This is a genomic window from Kribbella sp. NPDC058245 (assembly GCF_042882005.1).
Taxonomy (GTDB): domain Bacteria; phylum Actinomycetota; class Actinomycetes; order Propionibacteriales; family Kribbellaceae; genus Kribbella.
Map to the genome: position 1 here is coordinate 495451 of NZ_JBHVWY010000004.1, position 15147 is coordinate 510597.

Below are 15147 nucleotides of genomic sequence, written 5' to 3' on the forward strand. Positions count from 1 at the left end.
CTGCGTTGCGTCTCAGGCCGCAGCGATGTCGAGGTCCTTCCTGCGGCCGGACTTGTTGTGGGTCCGCACGAAGCGCAGTACCTGCGAGGCTACCGGCATCGTCATGGCCCGCATCATCAGCCGGCGCATCGAGATCTGCTTGCTGTTGGGCGTGAAGAATGCCGTCTGCTGAAACCCCAACTGCTGGTAGTAGCCCATGTGCGGTCGCAGTTGGCGATCCCACTCGGTCAGCGCCTGCTGCACATCGCCGTACCGGCTGAGCATCGTGCCGAGCAGGTCGGCTCCGGCCAGTCCGGCGGACACACCCATCCCGGCGAACAGCGTCACGCACCACGCCGAGTCCCCGACCAGTACGACGCGTCCCTGGTGCCACTGGTCCATGTGCACCTGCTCGACCGAGTCGAACAGCAACTCGTCAGCAGCCTCCAGCGCTTCCAGCGCGGCGCCGAGGATGTCGCCGGTGGGCTGGGGCCCGAACGCCTGCCGCACGCGGGCCGCCGGCGATTCGGTGAACTCGGAATCCACATCGTCGGTCTGGTACCCGATGAGCACGGTCGGCGCGTGATCGGCGAACGGGAACACCCACAGCGAGCGGTCGGGCTCGAGCAGCGTCAGGCCGTCGTGCTCCGCGAGCTTGCCCAGCCCGCCGGGCAACTGGAATGCCGCGATCATGTAGTTCAACCGGCGCAGGTACCGCTCGTCCGGTCCGAAGGCGAGACGCCGTACCGTCGATCGGAGGCCGTCGGCTCCGACGACCAGATCGAACCGCTCGGTGACACTGCTGCCGTCGGCCGTGTTCGTCAGCGTGACGTCCACACCGTCGGCATCCTGCTCGATCTTGGTGGGCACGGTCGAGTAGCGGACTTCCACGTCCGCGGGCAGCGCTTCGAACGCCGCCTGCTCGACATCGCCACGAAGCATCAGCCACGGCTCACCGGGGATGTCACGGAAACCTAGCCCGGCCCGCCACTCGCCGAAGCGGTCGACGTCGTAGGTCTGCCCGTCGAACGCTGTTCGGTCGTGCATCGAGTCCGCGATACCGAGCCGCTCGGCCGCGGTCTTGCCGGCACCGAACAGACCGACGAAGTACCCGCCGGAACGTCGCTGCGGAGCCTTCTCGATCAGGACCGGCGTCCAGCCGGCCCGGAGAAGCGCGAGTGCTGTCGAGGTGCCGCTGATGCCGAGCCCAACAACCAAAGCCCGGCGCTGCCGTTCCGTTGTGGTGGTCATAACTTCACAGTAGACCGACTGACCAAATTCGTCATTTGGTTCAGTCGGTGAGATGCGTCACTCCCCGCAACCGCGTCGACACGGCTCAGGTGTTGTCGGTCAGCCAGGTGATGAGGGGCTGGGTGGCCTGCCAGTCCGCACGGATGGACTCGGCGAGCTCCGGCGTGTGAATGATCGGTTCGAAGCCGTAGGACTTCGTGACCGTCAGGGATTTGTGGCGCAGCAGCTCGATCCGCGGGTGGTCGGCGTCGAACCCGCGCGGGCTGGTCTTGAGCCGGTCGCCACCAACTGTCCAGCCGGCCGCGGTGAGGTCGGCCAGCAGTCCTTCCAACTGCTTGCCCCGACGGTCTTCGTCGATGGCCGTGCGCACCCGGCCCAGCCGCTCCGCGTTGGCCTCATAGAAACCGGCCGCCACGCGCACCCCGGGTGCCGACACCTCGACGTACCAGCCGGTGGCCGGAGCCACGTCGATGAACGCGCCCTGATGGGTCTTGTACGGCGTCTTGTCCTTCGCGAAGCGGACATCGCGATACGGCCGGAAGAGCTTGGCCTTGCCGAACTCGGCCTCCAGCTCGGCCAGCAACTCGGCCATCGGTGTCCGGACCGACTCCTCGTAGACGTGCTTGTGCGCCGTCCAGTACGCCTTGGTGTTGTCCATCTCGAGGTCGTCGTAGAAGTCCAGCGCAGCCGCCGGGAACCCGGTGAATCCCATACCGGCAACCCTAGTCGTGCCGACCTACAGTTCAGATCCAGCCGGCCTGCCTCAGCAAAGACTGCTGAAGAACGCACGGACGTCCGTGACGAAAACTGCCGGTTGCTCCATGGCCGCGAAATGGCCGCCGTGCGGGTGTCTCGTCCAGCGGACGATGTTGTCGGTGCGCGCCACCTTGTGCCGCAACGGGATGAAGTTCTCGTGCGCGAGATCGAGCAAGGCGGTCGGAGTGGTTGACGTCTGCTCCCCGTACGACGCGTGCGCGCGCTCGTAGTAGACCCGGGCCGCCGACCCTGCGGTTCGGGTCAGCCAGTAGAGCATCACGTTCGTCAGCAGGTGATCGCGATCGAGTTCGCTCGCCGGATCACTCCAGGCCACGAACTTCTCCGCGATCCACGCCAACTGCCCGACCGGTGAGTCCGTCAACGCGTAGGCCAGTGTTTGCGGCCGGGTCGACTGCAGATCGGCGTACCCCTGCTCGTCTTTCAACCACGCCTGGAACCGTCGCCACGACGCCCAGGTCCGGTCGCGCTCGGCCTGATCCAGCGGGGCCAGCTCTTCCGGCGTCGGCTCCGCGGTCGCGCCGGCTCCGGGGATCAGGTTGAGGTGGACGCCGATCACTCGCTCCGGGTGGATGCGGCCGAGTTCCCGCGAGATCGCGGCACCCCAGTCACCACCCTGTACGCCGTACCGGTCGTAGCCGAGCTCGGCCATCAGCACGGCCCAGGCACGCGCGATCCGCTGGTACTCCCAGCCGCGGTCGTGGGTCGGGCCGGACAACCCGAAGCCGGGGATGCTCGGGATGACCAGGTGGAAGGACTCCAGCAGCGGCCCGGCGACCTCGGTGAACTCGACGATCGAACCCGGCCAGCCGTGCGTGAGGATCAGCGGGATCGCGTCCGGGGCCTCTGAACGGAGATGCGCGAAGTGCACACGCGCGCCGTCGATCGTGGTGGTGAACTGCGGCCACTCGTTCAGCCGCGCCTCTGCCGCCCGCCAGTCGTAGCCGTCACGCCAGTACGCGACCAACTCCTGCAGATAACCGAGCGGTACGCCGTACTCCCAGCCGACGTCGGGGAGTTCATCCGGCCACCGGACCAGGTCCAGTCGCGTGCGAAGGTCATCAAGGTCAGCGTCCGGAACAGCCAGTCGGAAGGGTTCGATAGTCATCGGACCCAGCTTCTCAAGCGTCGACGCGACCTGCGAACTTCTTTACGGCGATGGCCGCGATCAGCAGCGCCGCGCCGACGGCGATCACCACGGTGACCAGCGTGCCGGCGCTGCTCAGCGCGCTGTCGCAGGTCATCGGCGTGATACCGGCCGCGGTCCGGAAGGCCGAGCCGCAGTAGGCGCCGCTGGACGAGACCGAGCGGAACCCGAGCGCGATCCCACCCAGCAGGATCACCACCCCGGCGACACCGAGCACCCTGTTCAGCACCGTCACGACGTCCACCCCGGTGCGTGAGGGCATGCCGACAGCACACCACGCGAGCCCCGTTGCACGGATCTTCACCCCAACTCTCGACGGACCACCCGCATCCGAACTTACGGTCCGGACCAGATGTTCCACAGCCGAGGAGGCCGTCAGCTGCAATTCTTCACAGAGTCCTTACTCAGAACATGACAGACTGTGACCGCCGACACGGCCGCGGACCGCCGTCAGAGCCGCTCGGTGAGGTGGACAGTGATCTCGTCACCTGGGCTTTTCGCCAGTACCGTGCGGAGGTCGGCCTTCACCGGGAGTTTGTGCGTTCCGTCACCGAGAGCCATGAACGAGCTCTCGAACGGATGCCCGTCCATCGTCCCGCGCACCTTGACCAGGCCGCGGGTTCCGAAATACTCCGCCGATCCCGGCATCTGCACGTAGGTCCAGCCACCCTTGGCCGGGCTCTTCAGCAGCGGTGCGGTGAAGGTCTTGTCCAGCTTCTGCGCGCTCACGGTGAGCTCCTTTCGACACCCCTAGGTAGAGACTGGCAGACCGTTCTCGACATCTAGTCTGGGAAATGTGGAGATCATTGTGCGACCTGGCGGCCCCGACGACGTCCAAGCAGTCCTCGCGCTGTTGGACGGGGCGACCGAGTGGCTGGTCGCGCAAGGGCGAACCGATCAGTGGGGCACGCAGCCGCACTCGACCAGCCCGTGGCGGGTCGGACAGATCTCCGGGTACGCCGCGGACGGCAGCCTCTGGATTGCTGAGTACGACGGCCGACCGGTCGGCGCACTCGCCATCGGGGACGCCAAACCGCCGGTCCCGCCGGCCGAGGAGCCCGAGCTCTTCGTCCGGCTGCTCGTCACCGACCGCGCACTGACCGGCCAAGGCATCGGCCGCGTACTGCTCGACCATGCGCGCGACCTGGCCCGGCAGGCCGGCGTACAGGTGGTTCGCCTCGACTGTTTCGCCGGAAACGACGGGGCTCTGATCCGGTACTACGAGTCGCAGGGGTTCACTCGCGATGTGGCCTTCAGTGTGCAGCGGGAGAATGCCCCGGACTGGCCAGGTCAGGTCCTCGTCCAACGTCTGTGATCGACCGGTGCACGGTGCCGTGCGCGTCCGAACAGTGCGCGTCGATCTCGTCGCCGCGGGCGTGGTCGACCTGCAGTGTCGAGTGCGTCAGGCCGTGTTGCTCGGCCAGCAAGGCCTCGATCCGGACCCGGATCTGATGGCAGTCGAGACCTTCGGCGACCAGGATGTGTGCCGAGGCGGCCGGCTCGCCGGAGGTGATCTCCCAGACGTGCAGGTCGTGCACCTCCACCACGCCGTCGATCGCGCACAGTTCCGCGCCGAGCGCCTGCGGGTCGATCGCGGCCGGAGCGGCCTCGAGGAAGATCCGGCCCGAGTCGCGCACCAAGGCGATACCGCCCTTGAGCATCAGCGCGGCCACGATCAGCGCGGCGATGGCGTCGGCCCGGGCGAAGCCGGTCAGCAGTACGACGAGACCGGCGATCGCCGTCGCGATGAACGCGAACAGGTCGTTCAGGATGTGCTGGAACGCGCCCTCGACGTTCAGGCTGGAGCGGTTCGCCTTGCTGATCAGCCAGGTCGCGAACAGGTTCACGACGATGCCGACCACACCGGTGATCAGGACGAGCGCGCCCTTGACCTCGGGCGGGTTGATCATCCGGTGGACGGCCTCGTAGACGAAGTACGCCGCGAGCAGCAGCAGGGTGATCCCGTTCGCCTGGGCGGACAGGATCTCGACCCGCTTGAAGCCGTAGGTGAACCCACCGGCCGGCGGCTTCGCGGACAGTCGGATCGCAACCAGCGCGAGCACGATCGCGATCGCGTCGGTCAGCATGTGCGCCGCGTCGGTGATCAGCGCCAGCGAACCGGCCGCGAACCCGACCACAACCTCGGCCAGCATGAACCCGACGATCAGCGCCAGCGCGCCACTCAGCAGCTTCCGGTCGGCATCCCCGGTCACCGCGTGGCCGTGCCCGTGACCGTGCCCCGCTTCAGTCATTTCAGCGCTCCGGGTGGATCGCGTCGGTGTGCTCGGTATGCGCGACCGCGAGGTCGACCAGCATCCGCACATGCGCGTCATCGAGGCGGTAGAACGCATTCCGCCCATCCCGCCGTACGGCGACGACGCGGTGCGCGCGCAGCAGCCGCAGGGCATGGGAGGTCGCCGACTCGCTGAGCCCGGTCACCGCGGCCAGGTCGCAGACGCACAGCTCGCCGTCGAGCAACGCGACCAGCAGCTTCAGCCGCCGGGGATCACCGAGCAGACTGAAGACGTCCGCGGTGTCGACGATCGCGTCCTCGGCCGGCATCCGGTCATTGACGCTCGCCACCCGCTCCGGGTCGACGAGCCGGACCGCACACTCGTCCAGCCCCTGCACATCTGCAGAACTGTTCATATGTCGAGGCTAACGCACGAGCACGCCCCGACGCGACTCCCGTTGGAAATACACGAGGTGATGAATTCCTCGGTAAGCTACCTACCGACCGTCTCCCCCGCCCCAGGAGCAGCCTCATGCGTCGTCTTGCCGGAATCCTGACCGCCCTCCTGCTGAGTCTGGGTGTGGTGACACCAGCCGCCGCCGACACGACTGCGACGTACCAGGTCTGGAGCTGGAACGTCGCCGGCTGGGCGATGAACAAGGCGCTGATCAACAACGGGATGGTCAGCGGCGCGGTCTCCTCGATCCAGGTCCGCGGAGCCCAGTTCGTGGCGCTGAACGAGATCTGCTGGCAGCAGTACAAGGAGATCCAGAGCAAGCTCGCGACGGCCGGCTGGCCGCAGGACACGACGAACTTCTCCCGGTTCGCGGAGCAGCGTGCGGACGTCTGCAACGGTGAGGCCTTCGGCGAGGCGATCTTCAGCAAGTTCCCGCTCGGCACCGCGCAGAAGGTCCTCCTCCCCCAGGACGAGACCAAGGAGCAGCGCCAGCTGCTCTGCGCACCACTCGCCGCGCGGCCCCAACTGCGCTTCTGTACGGCGCACATCACGCCGTACAGCACGAATGTCCAGCAACTGCAGAAGGTGCTGTCCGTGCTGGAGCAGCAGAACGCCGACGGCGACACCATGCTGCTCGCCGGTGATCTCAACGCGCAGCCGAGCTGGGGACGACTCGACGACTGGTACGACGCCGACCTGAAGACCGACGTGAACATCCAGAACCGCGGCCAGTACCGCGAGCTCGACGACCTCGACCCGATCTGCGCGGGGTATGGCGAGAAGACCACCGAGAACAACACCGAAGGCCAGTGCGGTCAGTCGTCGAAGATCGATCTGATCTTCGTCCGCAAGAACCACCTCAAGGGCGCCTACTCCGAGGACTCGCTGGCCATCGCGCAGAACTGCACCGGCGGCAAGCCCTGCTCCGACCACCGCATCATCGTCGGCACTGTCACAATCGACCGGTGATCTATCCCGACGTCACCGCCGGCGAACGCGACAGCCTCGAACAGTTCCTCGACTTCCACCGGAACGCGGTGCGTCAGGCTAGGCCGAGTCGGTAGGCGTAGGCGACTGCTTGGGCGCGGTCGCGGAGGTTCGCCTTGGCGAAGAGGTGGTTGATGTGCGTCTTCACCGTTGCCTCGCTGACGTACAACTGCCGGGCGATCTCGGTGTTGGAGAGGCCTTCGGCGATCAGGCGCAGTACGTCGAGCTCGCGCGGAGTCAGGCCGGTGACGACCGGTTTCGGTGCGGCCGCGGCGCCTTCGATCAGGCGACGTTGAACATCGGCGTCGAGGATCGACTGACCGGCCGCGGCCGCCTCGATGGCGCGGCCGATCGACTCGGCATCGGCGTCCTTCGTGAGGTAACCGCGCGCGCCGGCCCGCAGCGCGGACAGCACTGAGTCGTCGTCGCTGTACGTCGTCAGTACGACGACCTCGGTCTGCGGGTACTCGGTCCGGACCTGACGAGTGGCTTCGACGCCGTCCACGTTCGGCATCCGCAGGTCGACCAACAGGACGTCCGGGTTGTGCTCGGCAACCATCCGCACCGCCTCGGCACCGTCGGACGCGGCCGCGACCACGTCGATTCCGGGCAGCAGTTTCAGCAACGTCACCAGACCGTCGCGAACGACCGTCTGGTCGTCGGCAACCACCACCCGCACACTCATCCCGGCACCTTCAGCTCGACTCGCCAACCCTGCGCGGTCGGCCCGGCCGCCAGTGACCCACCTAGCAGCTCGGCCCGTTCCCGCATCCCGACCAGACCATAACCGCCCGGCGCCGCACGATCCGGTCGCCTCCCCGGTTGATCCTCGACGGTCAGGCGGACAGCATCGCCGTACTCGAGTGTCGCCAGCACCGGCGCACCGAGCGCGTGCTTGCGAGTGTTGGCCAGCGCCTCCTGGAGCGTCCGGTACAGCGCGTTCATCACATCGGCCGGCAGCTCCCGCGTCGTACCGGAGGTTTCGAAGGTTGCGGTTGCGCCGCTCTCCAGCCTGTACGCCGTAACGAGGTCGGCGAGCGCTCTTTCGTCCGGGACCGAGTCATCGCGTAATGCGGCGACCGCGCGGCGTGCCTCGGCCAGTCCGTCGGCCGCAAGGCCTTGTGCTCGTGTCACCTGCTCGATCGCCTCCGCCGAGGCGCCGTCGCGAACGAGCATCAACCGCGCACCCTGCAGGTTGAGCGACAGTCCGGCCAGTGAATGCGCCAGTACGTCGTGCACGTCGCGGGCGATCCGCGCACGCTCGGCCAGCGCGGCGGCCCGGCCGTGTTCCTCAAGGGCGGTCTGCTTGCGAGCCAGCGAGACCTCGAGCTCGTCCAGTTGGGTCTGGCGGTTACGCCGATTGGTCGAGGCCAGCACCAGCGCGGTCATGCCGAACACGACTCCGAACGCGACACCGAGTGAATGCGAGGCCAGATAGAACGGCACGGTCGCGCCGACCGTTGCGATACCGACCACGACCCATTCGGCAGGCCCCGGCCGGTGGTAGCGCACGGCGACGCGCGCCACCCAGTACGGCAACGCAATCAGCGCGCTTCCGGGCAGGGCGAACCACAGCAGCGAACCGGCGCTCGCGAAGCCCAGCAGCGCGATGACCGAGCGTCCGATCGGCTCACCGTCCTCCAGAAGCAGCAGCCATCCGTTGCTGAGGACAACGATCGCGGCGAGCACCACGATCAGTGCGAAAGGCAGTCGGCGTTCACCGTCGTTCGTGATGACGGTGAAGATCACCAGCACACTGGGCAGCGCCCGCAAGACCAGGCCGGGCCCGGCGGATCGCCGTACCCGGTCCTGGAGCGTCAGTTCCACGGTCCCATCATGCCCGCTGGGTGGCCATCGGGAGGTGCAGCTTCTGTGCCCGGCGGTAGATCGTCGCGCTCTGGGCCGCGATCGTCACGCCGATCGTGAAGACGAGCGAGGCCTGGCTGACCGGGTTGTGCGGCCAGATCGCGGCGGAGGCGAACGCGCCGGCCACCCGGATCCCGATGGTGAGCAGCCAGAGGACGAGCGTCGCGCTGGTGCCCTTCTGCCACAGCCCCTCCGGCGTGGCGGTCAACCTCAGACTGGCACCGCGGGCGAGACCAAAGCCGACCAGGACGACGCAGTCCAGCACCAGGAACGCGATCTGGGCGGGTGTTGCGATATCGAGGACCGACGAGAGCGAGAACAGTCCGAGGGCGAGCAGCACGCCCGGCATCACGAACAACGCGCGCTGCGTGACGATCGAGCCGGTGAGCTGCCGGCCGACCACCCGCACCAGGACGAAGGCCGCTACCAAGACTGCCAGTACGACGTGGGCCGACATGTGTGAAGTCCTTTCCGAGGAGTTTTGCGATGTCTCCAATCTCCTCGGAAAGGACCGTCACGACGTCAGTCCGCAGATGGCACCCAGGTGGAACCTCGACCTCAACCCCGGGGTTGAGATCGCTTAGGCCAGCGACACCAGGGACAGGTAGTCGTCCGACCACAGGTCCTCGTCGGCGTCCGGCAGGATCAGCACCCGGTCCGGGCGCAACGCCTCGATGGCACCCTCGTCGTGGGTGACCATCACGATCGCGCCCGGGTAGCTGCCGACCGCGCCGAGCACCTCGTCGCGGGAGGCAGGGTCCAGGTTGTTGGTCGGCTCGTCGAGCAGCAGCACGTTCGCGCCGGAGTGGACGAGACCCGCCAGTGCGAGCCGGGTCTTCTCGCCGCCGGAGAGTACGCCGGCCGGCTTGTCCACGTCGTCACCGCTGAACAGGAACGAGCCCAGCACATTCCGGACCTCGCCGTCGGTCAGACCGGGCGCAACCGCCGCCAGGTTCTGCCGAACTGTCCCGGCCAGGTCGAGAGTGTCATGCTCCTGCGCGAAGTACCCGAGCCGCAAGCCATGCCCCGGTACGACGCGACCCGCGTCCGGCTCTTCCCTTCCCGCGAGGAGCCGCAGCAGCGTGGTCTTGCCTGCGCCGTTCAGACCCAGTACGACGACTCTGCTGCCGCGGTCGATGGCCAGGTCGACCCCGTCGAGCACCTGGAGACCGCCGTACGCCTTCTTCAGTCCTTCCGCGGTGAGCGGGGTCTTGCCGGAGGGAGCCGGTTCGGGCAGGCGGATCTTCGCGACCCGGTCGGAACGCCGTACCGGCTCGAGTCCGGACAGCAGTTTGTCCGCGCGCCGCGCCATGTTGCGTGCGGCAACGGTCGTGTTCGCACCGGCCATCATCTTGCGGGACTGGGCATGCAGGATCGCGGCCTTGCGCTCGGCCGTGTTGCGCTCCCGCGTCCGGCGCCGTTCGTCCAGCTCGAGCTGCTGCAGGTACTTGTTCCAGCCGGTGTTGTGGATGTCGATCGTGGTCCGCTGCGGATCCAGGTGGAACACCCGGTTGACCGTTGCCTTCAGCAACTGCCGGTCGTGGCTGATCACGATCAGCCCGCCCGGATACCCGAGCAGGAACGACCGCAACCACACCACCGAATCGGCGTCCAGGTGGTTGGTCGGCTCGTCGAGCAGCAGCGTCTCGTGCTGCGCGAACAGGATCCGCGCCAACTCGACCCGCCGCCGCTGCCCGCCGGACAACTCCCCGACTGGCTGCTCCAACGCCCTGGTGGGCAAGCCGACACCGCCGGCCAACCGAGCTGCCTCAGCCTCGGCCGCGTACCCACCGCCGGCCTGGAACCGCGTCTCGGCACGTGCATAAGCCGCCATCGCCCGCTCCTGCGCGTCGCCGGTGGCGGTACTCATCGCCGCCTCGGCCTTCCGCAGGTCGCGAATGGCGGTATCGAGGCCGCGCGCCGACAGAATCCGGTCGGTGACGGTGAGGTGCGGGTCAGCCGCCCGCGGGTCCTGCGGCAAGTAGCCAACCGAGCCGGACGCCGTGACGGTCCCGGCCGCCGGACGCTCTTCCCCGGCCAGCGTCTTCAGCAAGGTGGTCTTGCCGGCGCCATTGCGCCCGACAAGCCCGACCCGGTCCCCCGGGCCGACGTGGAACGACAGGTCGGACAGCAGCAGACGAGCGCCGACGCGAAGATCTACACCACTGACGGTGATCATGACTGTAACTCTCTGTGATGGTAAGCGAACACACTTCTAGCGCGGAAGTGGGTTGCGTACCTAGACACAGAGGCAAGTAGCCATACCTCCACGATAAACCGGCTCCCCAGAACCCGTCACCCGAATAACGCGCGCCGACTTTGAGCACCCCTCAACCACCTGCACGGCGTCGACATGGTTGACCCGTGCACAAAGTGACGCGGCGCGGGGGCGGCGGGGTTATTTGGCGGGGAGGTCGATGATGAAGCGGGCGCCGCCGGTGGGGTTGCTGGTGACCTGGATGGTGCCTTGGTGCCACATGACGTGGCGGGCGACGATGGCCAGGCCGAGGCCTACGCCGCGGCCGCGGCCGCTGGTTTCGCCGCGGCCGAAGCGTTCGAAGATGCGGTTGCGGTCCTCGGGGGCGATGCCGGGGCCGGCGTCGTCGACGGTGATGATGACGCCCAGGCCACCGGGTTCGACGGTGACGCCTTTGCAGCCGCCGGCGTGGTCTTCGGCGTTCTCGACGAGGTTGGCGATGACGCGTTCGAGGCGACGTTTGTCGGCTTGCATGACGAGGAACTCGGCGCGTGGCTCGACGGTGGTGATCGGGCGGCCGGCGGTGGCATCGGCAGCGGCCCGGACCAGGTCGGCGATGCGGACCAGCTCGCGGCTGCCGCGGTCGCCACCGTCGTCGCGGGAGATCTCCAGGAGGTCGATGACCAGGCGGCGGAAGCGATCGAGGTCGTCGCCGAGGAGGTCGACCGGCTCGCGCACCGCCTCCGGTAGCTCACCGCGGTGGTTCTGGATGAGCTGCATGGAGTTGAGCATCGTCATCAGCGGGGTGCGCAGCTCGTGGCTGACATCACCGGCGAACCGGGCGTCCGCCGCGACCCGCCGTTCCAGGTTGGCCGCGGTCTGGTTGAAGGAGCGAGCCAAACCGCCGAGGTCACGATCCTCTTCGGCGTCCAGACGAGCGTCGAGACGACCGCGCGCGACCGCGTCGGCGACCTTGGTGAGCTCGGCGAGCGGGCGGAGGGCGAGAGTGCTGGCCAGGCGGCCGACCGCGAGGCCGACGAGCAGGGTCGCGATCGTCGCCGCGATCAGCGTGAGCCGCAGCGTCTGCAGGGTGTCGTCCAGCCTGTCCAACGGGTGCCACTCGAAGAGTGCGTCTCCCGGCCGGTCCAGCTGGATGCCGACCGCAAGCACTCGCTGGCCGCCCACCACCATGCGTTGATCGGCAGGCGTTCCCGTCCGGGCCGACTGGATCAGGTCTGGCGGCAGGTCGTCCGGGCTGCCGGTCAGTGAGTACCAGGTGCCGTTCACGTAGACCATCGAGGCAGCCGAGTCGCTCGTCGGCAGGCTGTTCAGCACGTCCATGACGGTGACACCCGGTCGCGGCTGCGCCGCCTCGCACTCGACCCGTAACCGCGCCGGCGTGCACGGCGTCGCGGCGCCGTACAGGCCGAACCGGAAGGCGGCCGCGTTGTCGGAGGTCTGGTTGATCGCGGACTCGCGACGCTGCTCGGTGAGGTAGTTCGACACGACGCTCCAGGTGACGATCGCGAGCATCGCGGACAACCCCAGCGCGAGCAACCCGTAGGCGATCGTCACCCGCCCCCGCAGACTCGTGCCGCCGAGCAGTCGCACTCAGCTGACCAATCGGTAGCCGAGGCCGCGAGCGGTCACCAGGTGTTTGGGGCTCGCCGGGTCGTGCTCGATCTTGAGCCGGAGCCGGCGGATGTGGACATCCACGATCCGGCTGTCACCGAAGTAGCCGTAGCCCCACACCTTGGACAGCAACTGCTCTCGCGACAGCACGCGTCCCTCGGCGCCGGCCAGCTCTGCGAGCAACTTGAACTCGGTCCGCGTCAGTGGCAGGACGGCGTCGCCGCGCGTCACCTCGGCCCCCGGAACGTCGATGGTCAGGTCCCCCACGACCAGTACGTCGGGCTGCCGCGCGTTGGCGGGCTCGACCCGGCGCAGCAACGCGCGGATCCGGGCCGACAGCTCCTTGGCGACCAGCGGCTTGGTCACGTAGTCGTCCGCGCCGGCCTCCAGCCCGGCGACCACGTCGTGGCTGTCGGTCCGCGCGGTCACCATGATCACCGGTACGTCGCTGGTCCGCCGGATCTCGCGGCAGACGGTGAACCCGTCCCGGTCCGGCAGCATGATGTCGAGCAGCACCACGTCCGGAGGCTGGCGGCGCAGGGCCGCGAGCGCGTCGAACCCGTTGGCCGCCTCCGCGACCTCGTAGCCCTCGTCTTCCAGGGCGAGCCGCAGTACCCGGCGGATGCGGGGCTCGTCGTCGACCAGCAACAGGCTGTGTGCCACGCCACCAGTGTCGCTCACCACAGGGCCCGGACGGCGGTTACAGCTGTCATGAATCCGTCATGTTCGCCCCGGAGCCAGATGACAACTCCTTGACGCTTCGGTGATCGCCGTTCCGGCCGGGTCCGGAAGTCCCAAGATCAGCGACATCCAGTCCTGGAGGAGGACCCATGGCACGAAAGAGGCTGGCGGCAGTGGCACTTGCCGTCGTGGCGAGCTTGGGGCTCGCTGCCTGCAACAGTAACGGCGGAACACCGACCGGATCCGGTACGGCGGGCACACCGGTCAGCGGTGGCACGCTGAACATGCTCGGCGCGCAGGACGTCGACTTCATGGATCCCAACATCAGCTACTACTCCGTCGGCTATCTGAGCCTACGCCTGTGGAGCCGCCAGCTCTTCACCTACCCGGCCGACCCGGGCGGTAAGAACACCACGCCGGTCCCGGACATCGCGCCGGAGATCCCGACCACCGCGAACGGCGGGATCAGCGCGGACGGCAAGACCTACACGATCAAGATCCGCCCGGGCGTGAAGTGGAGCACGACGCCGGCCCGCCAGGTCACCGCAGCCGACGTGGTCCGCGGCGTCAAGCGGACCGCGAACCCGATCCAGCCCTTCGGCGGTACGCCGGACTTCGCCGACCTGATCGACGGTTTCCAGAAGTTCGCCGACGGCTTCGCCAAGGCACCGAAGACGGTGGCCGGGATCCAGAGCTACATCGACAAGACCCCGCTGCCCGGCGTCGAGGCCAAGGACGACAGCACCGTCGTCTTCCACCTCACCCAGCCGGCCAGCTACTTCGTCGACATGCTGACGCTGCCTGCCTTCTCCCCCGCTCCCGTCGAAGCATTGAAGTACCTGCCGGCCAGCACCGAGCTCGGCAACAACTACCCGTCCGACGGCCCGTACAAGGTCGACTCGTGGGTGCCGAGCAAGTCGATCAACTACTCCCGCAACCCGGCCTGGGACGCGGCCAGCGACCCGGTCCGCAAGGCCTACGTCGACAAGGTCGTGGTGACCCAGGGGCTGACCCAGGACTCGATCCAGCAGCAGTTGCAGACCGGTACGCCGAACGCCGACATGGAGTTCGATGTCGCGCCGCCGCCGTCCCAGCTGCCGGCTCTGCAAGCCAAGAAGGACCCGAACCTGCAGATCGGTGACACCGCGGGATCCAACCCGTACGTCATCTACAACACGGTCTCGCCGAACAACAACAAGGCACTCGCCAACCCGAAGGTCCGGCAGGCGATCAACTACGCGATCAACCGTGACCACATCCTGCAGGTGCTCGGCGGCAAGATCCTCGCTCCCCCGCTGACCCACGTGCTGCCCGATGTGATCATCGGTTCGAAGCAGATCGATCCCTATCCCTACGACCCGGACAAGGCCAAGCAGCTCCTCACCGAGGCCGGCTATCCGAACCTCACGCTGAAGTTCCTTTACCGCAACGCGACCGAGGGCAGCAGCAAGGCCTTCCAGACGATCCAGCAGGACCTCACGAAGGCCGGGATCACGGTGACCGGCGTACCGTCGCCGAACTCGGACTTCTACGTGAAGTACCTGCAGGTGCCGAGCGTGGCCCAGAAGGGTGTCTGGGACATGTCCCTGGCCGGTTGGGGCGCGGACTGGTACGGCAACGCGGCTCTGTCGTTCTTCAAGCCGCTGTTCTACGGCAAGGCGGCGTTCCCGCCGGTCGGCAGCAACTTCGGTCTGTACGACGATGCCGAGACCAACACGCTGATCCAGCAGGCCACGGCCGCGCAGACCGAGGACCAGGCCGCCGACCTCTGGGCCAAGGCCGACGCCCGGGTGATGGACCAGGCGCCGTTCTTCCCACTGACCAACAACAAGCAGGCGAACTACCACGCGACCCAGGTGCACAACGCCGTCTATGTGCCGTCCCTGCAGAACTTCGACCCTGCCAACGTGTGGCTCTCCAAGGACAAGCAGGGCGGCTGACCT

At 67.6% G+C, this 15147-nt stretch carries 16 protein-coding genes; 3 read left to right on the forward strand and 13 right to left on the reverse strand.

Going from position 1 to position 15147, the window contains the following annotated elements:
- Window positions 1-12: 12 nt before the first annotated feature.
- From ACFVWG_RS11675 to ACFVWG_RS11695, 5 genes are all read right to left on the reverse strand, one after another.
- The gene (locus ACFVWG_RS11675) at window positions 13-1230 is read right to left on the reverse strand and encodes an FAD-dependent monooxygenase (RefSeq protein ID WP_391543160.1); all 1218 of its coding nucleotides are present in this window, start codon (window positions 1228-1230) and stop codon (window positions 13-15) included.
- 85 nt (window positions 1231-1315) lie between these two features.
- Window positions 1316-1942 carry a DUF2461 domain-containing protein gene (locus ACFVWG_RS11680; RefSeq protein ID WP_391543161.1) on the reverse strand — a complete coding sequence of 209 codons (627 nt, stop codon included), beginning with the start codon at window positions 1940-1942 and terminating at the stop codon, window positions 1316-1318.
- Window positions 1943-1993: 51 nt separating this feature from the next.
- Window positions 1994-3112 (reverse strand): epoxide hydrolase family protein, encoded by a 1119-nt coding sequence (locus tag ACFVWG_RS11685; RefSeq protein WP_391543162.1) that lies wholly within the window; start codon window positions 3110-3112, stop codon window positions 1994-1996.
- 13 nt (window positions 3113-3125) lie between these two features.
- On the reverse strand, window positions 3126-3413 hold the full coding sequence (locus ACFVWG_RS11690; RefSeq protein WP_391543163.1) for a hypothetical protein: 288 nt from the start codon (window positions 3411-3413) through the stop codon (window positions 3126-3128).
- A gap of 188 nt (window positions 3414-3601) precedes the next feature.
- Complete coding sequence (locus ACFVWG_RS11695) at window positions 3602-3880, reverse strand: DUF1905 domain-containing protein (RefSeq protein ID WP_391543164.1); 279 nt, start codon at window positions 3878-3880, stop codon at window positions 3602-3604.
- 67 nt (window positions 3881-3947) lie between these two features.
- Here ACFVWG_RS11695 and ACFVWG_RS11700 point away from each other — a divergent pair, with 67 nt between their 5' ends.
- Window positions 3948-4466, forward strand: a complete 519-nt coding sequence (locus ACFVWG_RS11700) for a GNAT family N-acetyltransferase (protein ID WP_391543165.1) — start codon at window positions 3948-3950, stop codon at window positions 4464-4466.
- Here the strand turns inward: ACFVWG_RS11700 and ACFVWG_RS11705 are convergent.
- Together ACFVWG_RS11705 and ACFVWG_RS11710 are read right to left on the reverse strand one after the other, a co-directional pair.
- Window positions 4405-5403 carry a cation diffusion facilitator family transporter gene (locus ACFVWG_RS11705; RefSeq protein WP_391543166.1) on the reverse strand — a complete coding sequence of 333 codons (999 nt, stop codon included), beginning with the start codon at window positions 5401-5403 and terminating at the stop codon, window positions 4405-4407. The genes ACFVWG_RS11700 and ACFVWG_RS11705 overlap by 62 nt on opposite strands.
- Before the next feature lies 1 nt (window position 5404).
- Window positions 5405-5800: an ArsR/SmtB family transcription factor gene (locus tag ACFVWG_RS11710; protein ID WP_391543167.1), complete on the reverse strand. Its 396-nt coding sequence runs from the start codon at window positions 5798-5800 to the stop codon at window positions 5405-5407.
- A gap of 116 nt (window positions 5801-5916) precedes the next feature.
- Here ACFVWG_RS11710 and ACFVWG_RS11715 point away from each other — a divergent pair, with 116 nt between their 5' ends.
- Window positions 5917-6810 (forward strand): endonuclease/exonuclease/phosphatase family protein, encoded by an 894-nt coding sequence (locus tag ACFVWG_RS11715; RefSeq protein ID WP_391543168.1) that lies wholly within the window; start codon window positions 5917-5919, stop codon window positions 6808-6810.
- A 73-nt stretch (window positions 6811-6883) separates the two neighbouring features.
- On the opposite strand, the gene ACFVWG_RS11720 is transcribed toward ACFVWG_RS11715, so the two are convergent.
- From ACFVWG_RS11720 to ACFVWG_RS11745, 6 genes are all read right to left on the reverse strand, one after another.
- A complete protein-coding gene (locus ACFVWG_RS11720) occupies window positions 6884-7513 on the reverse strand; it encodes a response regulator (RefSeq protein ID WP_391543169.1) in 630 nt (209 codons plus the stop codon).
- Complete coding sequence (locus tag ACFVWG_RS11725) at window positions 7510-8655, reverse strand: sensor histidine kinase (RefSeq protein ID WP_391543170.1); 1146 nt, start codon at window positions 8653-8655, stop codon at window positions 7510-7512. The genes ACFVWG_RS11720 and ACFVWG_RS11725 overlap by 4 nt, the downstream gene beginning before the upstream one ends.
- A gap of 7 nt (window positions 8656-8662) precedes the next feature.
- Window positions 8663-9151 (reverse strand): hypothetical protein, encoded by a 489-nt coding sequence (locus tag ACFVWG_RS11730; RefSeq protein WP_391543171.1) that lies wholly within the window; start codon window positions 9149-9151, stop codon window positions 8663-8665.
- A 123-nt stretch (window positions 9152-9274) separates the two neighbouring features.
- Entirely contained in the window at window positions 9275-10873 is a 1599-nt protein-coding gene (locus ACFVWG_RS11735; RefSeq protein WP_391543172.1) for an ABC-F family ATP-binding cassette domain-containing protein, read from the reverse strand.
- Between the two features lie 219 nt (window positions 10874-11092).
- Window positions 11093-12502, reverse strand: a complete 1410-nt coding sequence (locus tag ACFVWG_RS11740; protein ID WP_391543173.1) for an ATP-binding protein — start codon at window positions 12500-12502, stop codon at window positions 11093-11095.
- On the reverse strand, window positions 12503-13186 hold the full coding sequence (locus ACFVWG_RS11745; RefSeq protein WP_132174987.1) for a response regulator transcription factor: 684 nt from the start codon (window positions 13184-13186) through the stop codon (window positions 12503-12505). It lies immediately after the preceding gene.
- A 167-nt stretch (window positions 13187-13353) separates the two neighbouring features.
- Between ACFVWG_RS11745 and ACFVWG_RS11750 the strand changes: the two genes are divergently transcribed.
- On the forward strand, window positions 13354-15144 hold the full coding sequence (locus ACFVWG_RS11750; RefSeq protein ID WP_391543174.1) for an ABC transporter substrate-binding protein: 1791 nt from the start codon (window positions 13354-13356) through the stop codon (window positions 15142-15144).
- Window positions 15145-15147: the final 3 nt, after the last annotated feature.

Bases quoted from the DNA above. Each gene is read 5' to 3' on its own strand.
- ACFVWG_RS11675 (WP_391543160.1), bottom strand. From the start codon at position 1,230: ATGACCACCACAACGGAACGGCAGCGCCGGGCTTTGGTTGTTGGGCTC.
- ACFVWG_RS11680 (WP_391543161.1), bottom strand. From the start codon at position 1,942: ATGGGATTCACCGGGTTCCCGGCGGCTGCGCTGGACTTCTACGACGAC.
- ACFVWG_RS11685 (WP_391543162.1), bottom strand. From the start codon at position 3,112: ATGACTATCGAACCCTTCCGACTGGCTGTTCCGGACGCTGACCTTGAT.
- ACFVWG_RS11690 (WP_391543163.1), bottom strand. From the start codon at position 3,413: ATGCCCTCACGCACCGGGGTGGACGTCGTGACGGTGCTGAACAGGGTG.
- ACFVWG_RS11705 (WP_391543166.1), bottom strand. From the start codon at position 5,403: ATGACTGAAGCGGGGCACGGTCACGGGCACGGCCACGCGGTGACCGGG.
- ACFVWG_RS11710 (WP_391543167.1), bottom strand. From the start codon at position 5,800: ATGAACAGTTCTGCAGATGTGCAGGGGCTGGACGAGTGTGCGGTCCGG.
- ACFVWG_RS11715 (WP_391543168.1), top strand. From the start codon at position 5,917: ATGCGTCGTCTTGCCGGAATCCTGACCGCCCTCCTGCTGAGTCTGGGT.
- ACFVWG_RS11720 (WP_391543169.1), bottom strand. From the start codon at position 7,513: ATGAGTGTGCGGGTGGTGGTTGCCGACGACCAGACGGTCGTTCGCGAC.
- ACFVWG_RS11730 (WP_391543171.1), bottom strand. From the start codon at position 9,151: ATGTCGGCCCACGTCGTACTGGCAGTCTTGGTAGCGGCCTTCGTCCTG.
- ACFVWG_RS11735 (WP_391543172.1), bottom strand. From the start codon at position 10,873: ATGATCACCGTCAGTGGTGTAGATCTTCGCGTCGGCGCTCGTCTGCTG.
- ACFVWG_RS11750 (WP_391543174.1), top strand. From the start codon at position 13,354: ATGGCACGAAAGAGGCTGGCGGCAGTGGCACTTGCCGTCGTGGCGAGC.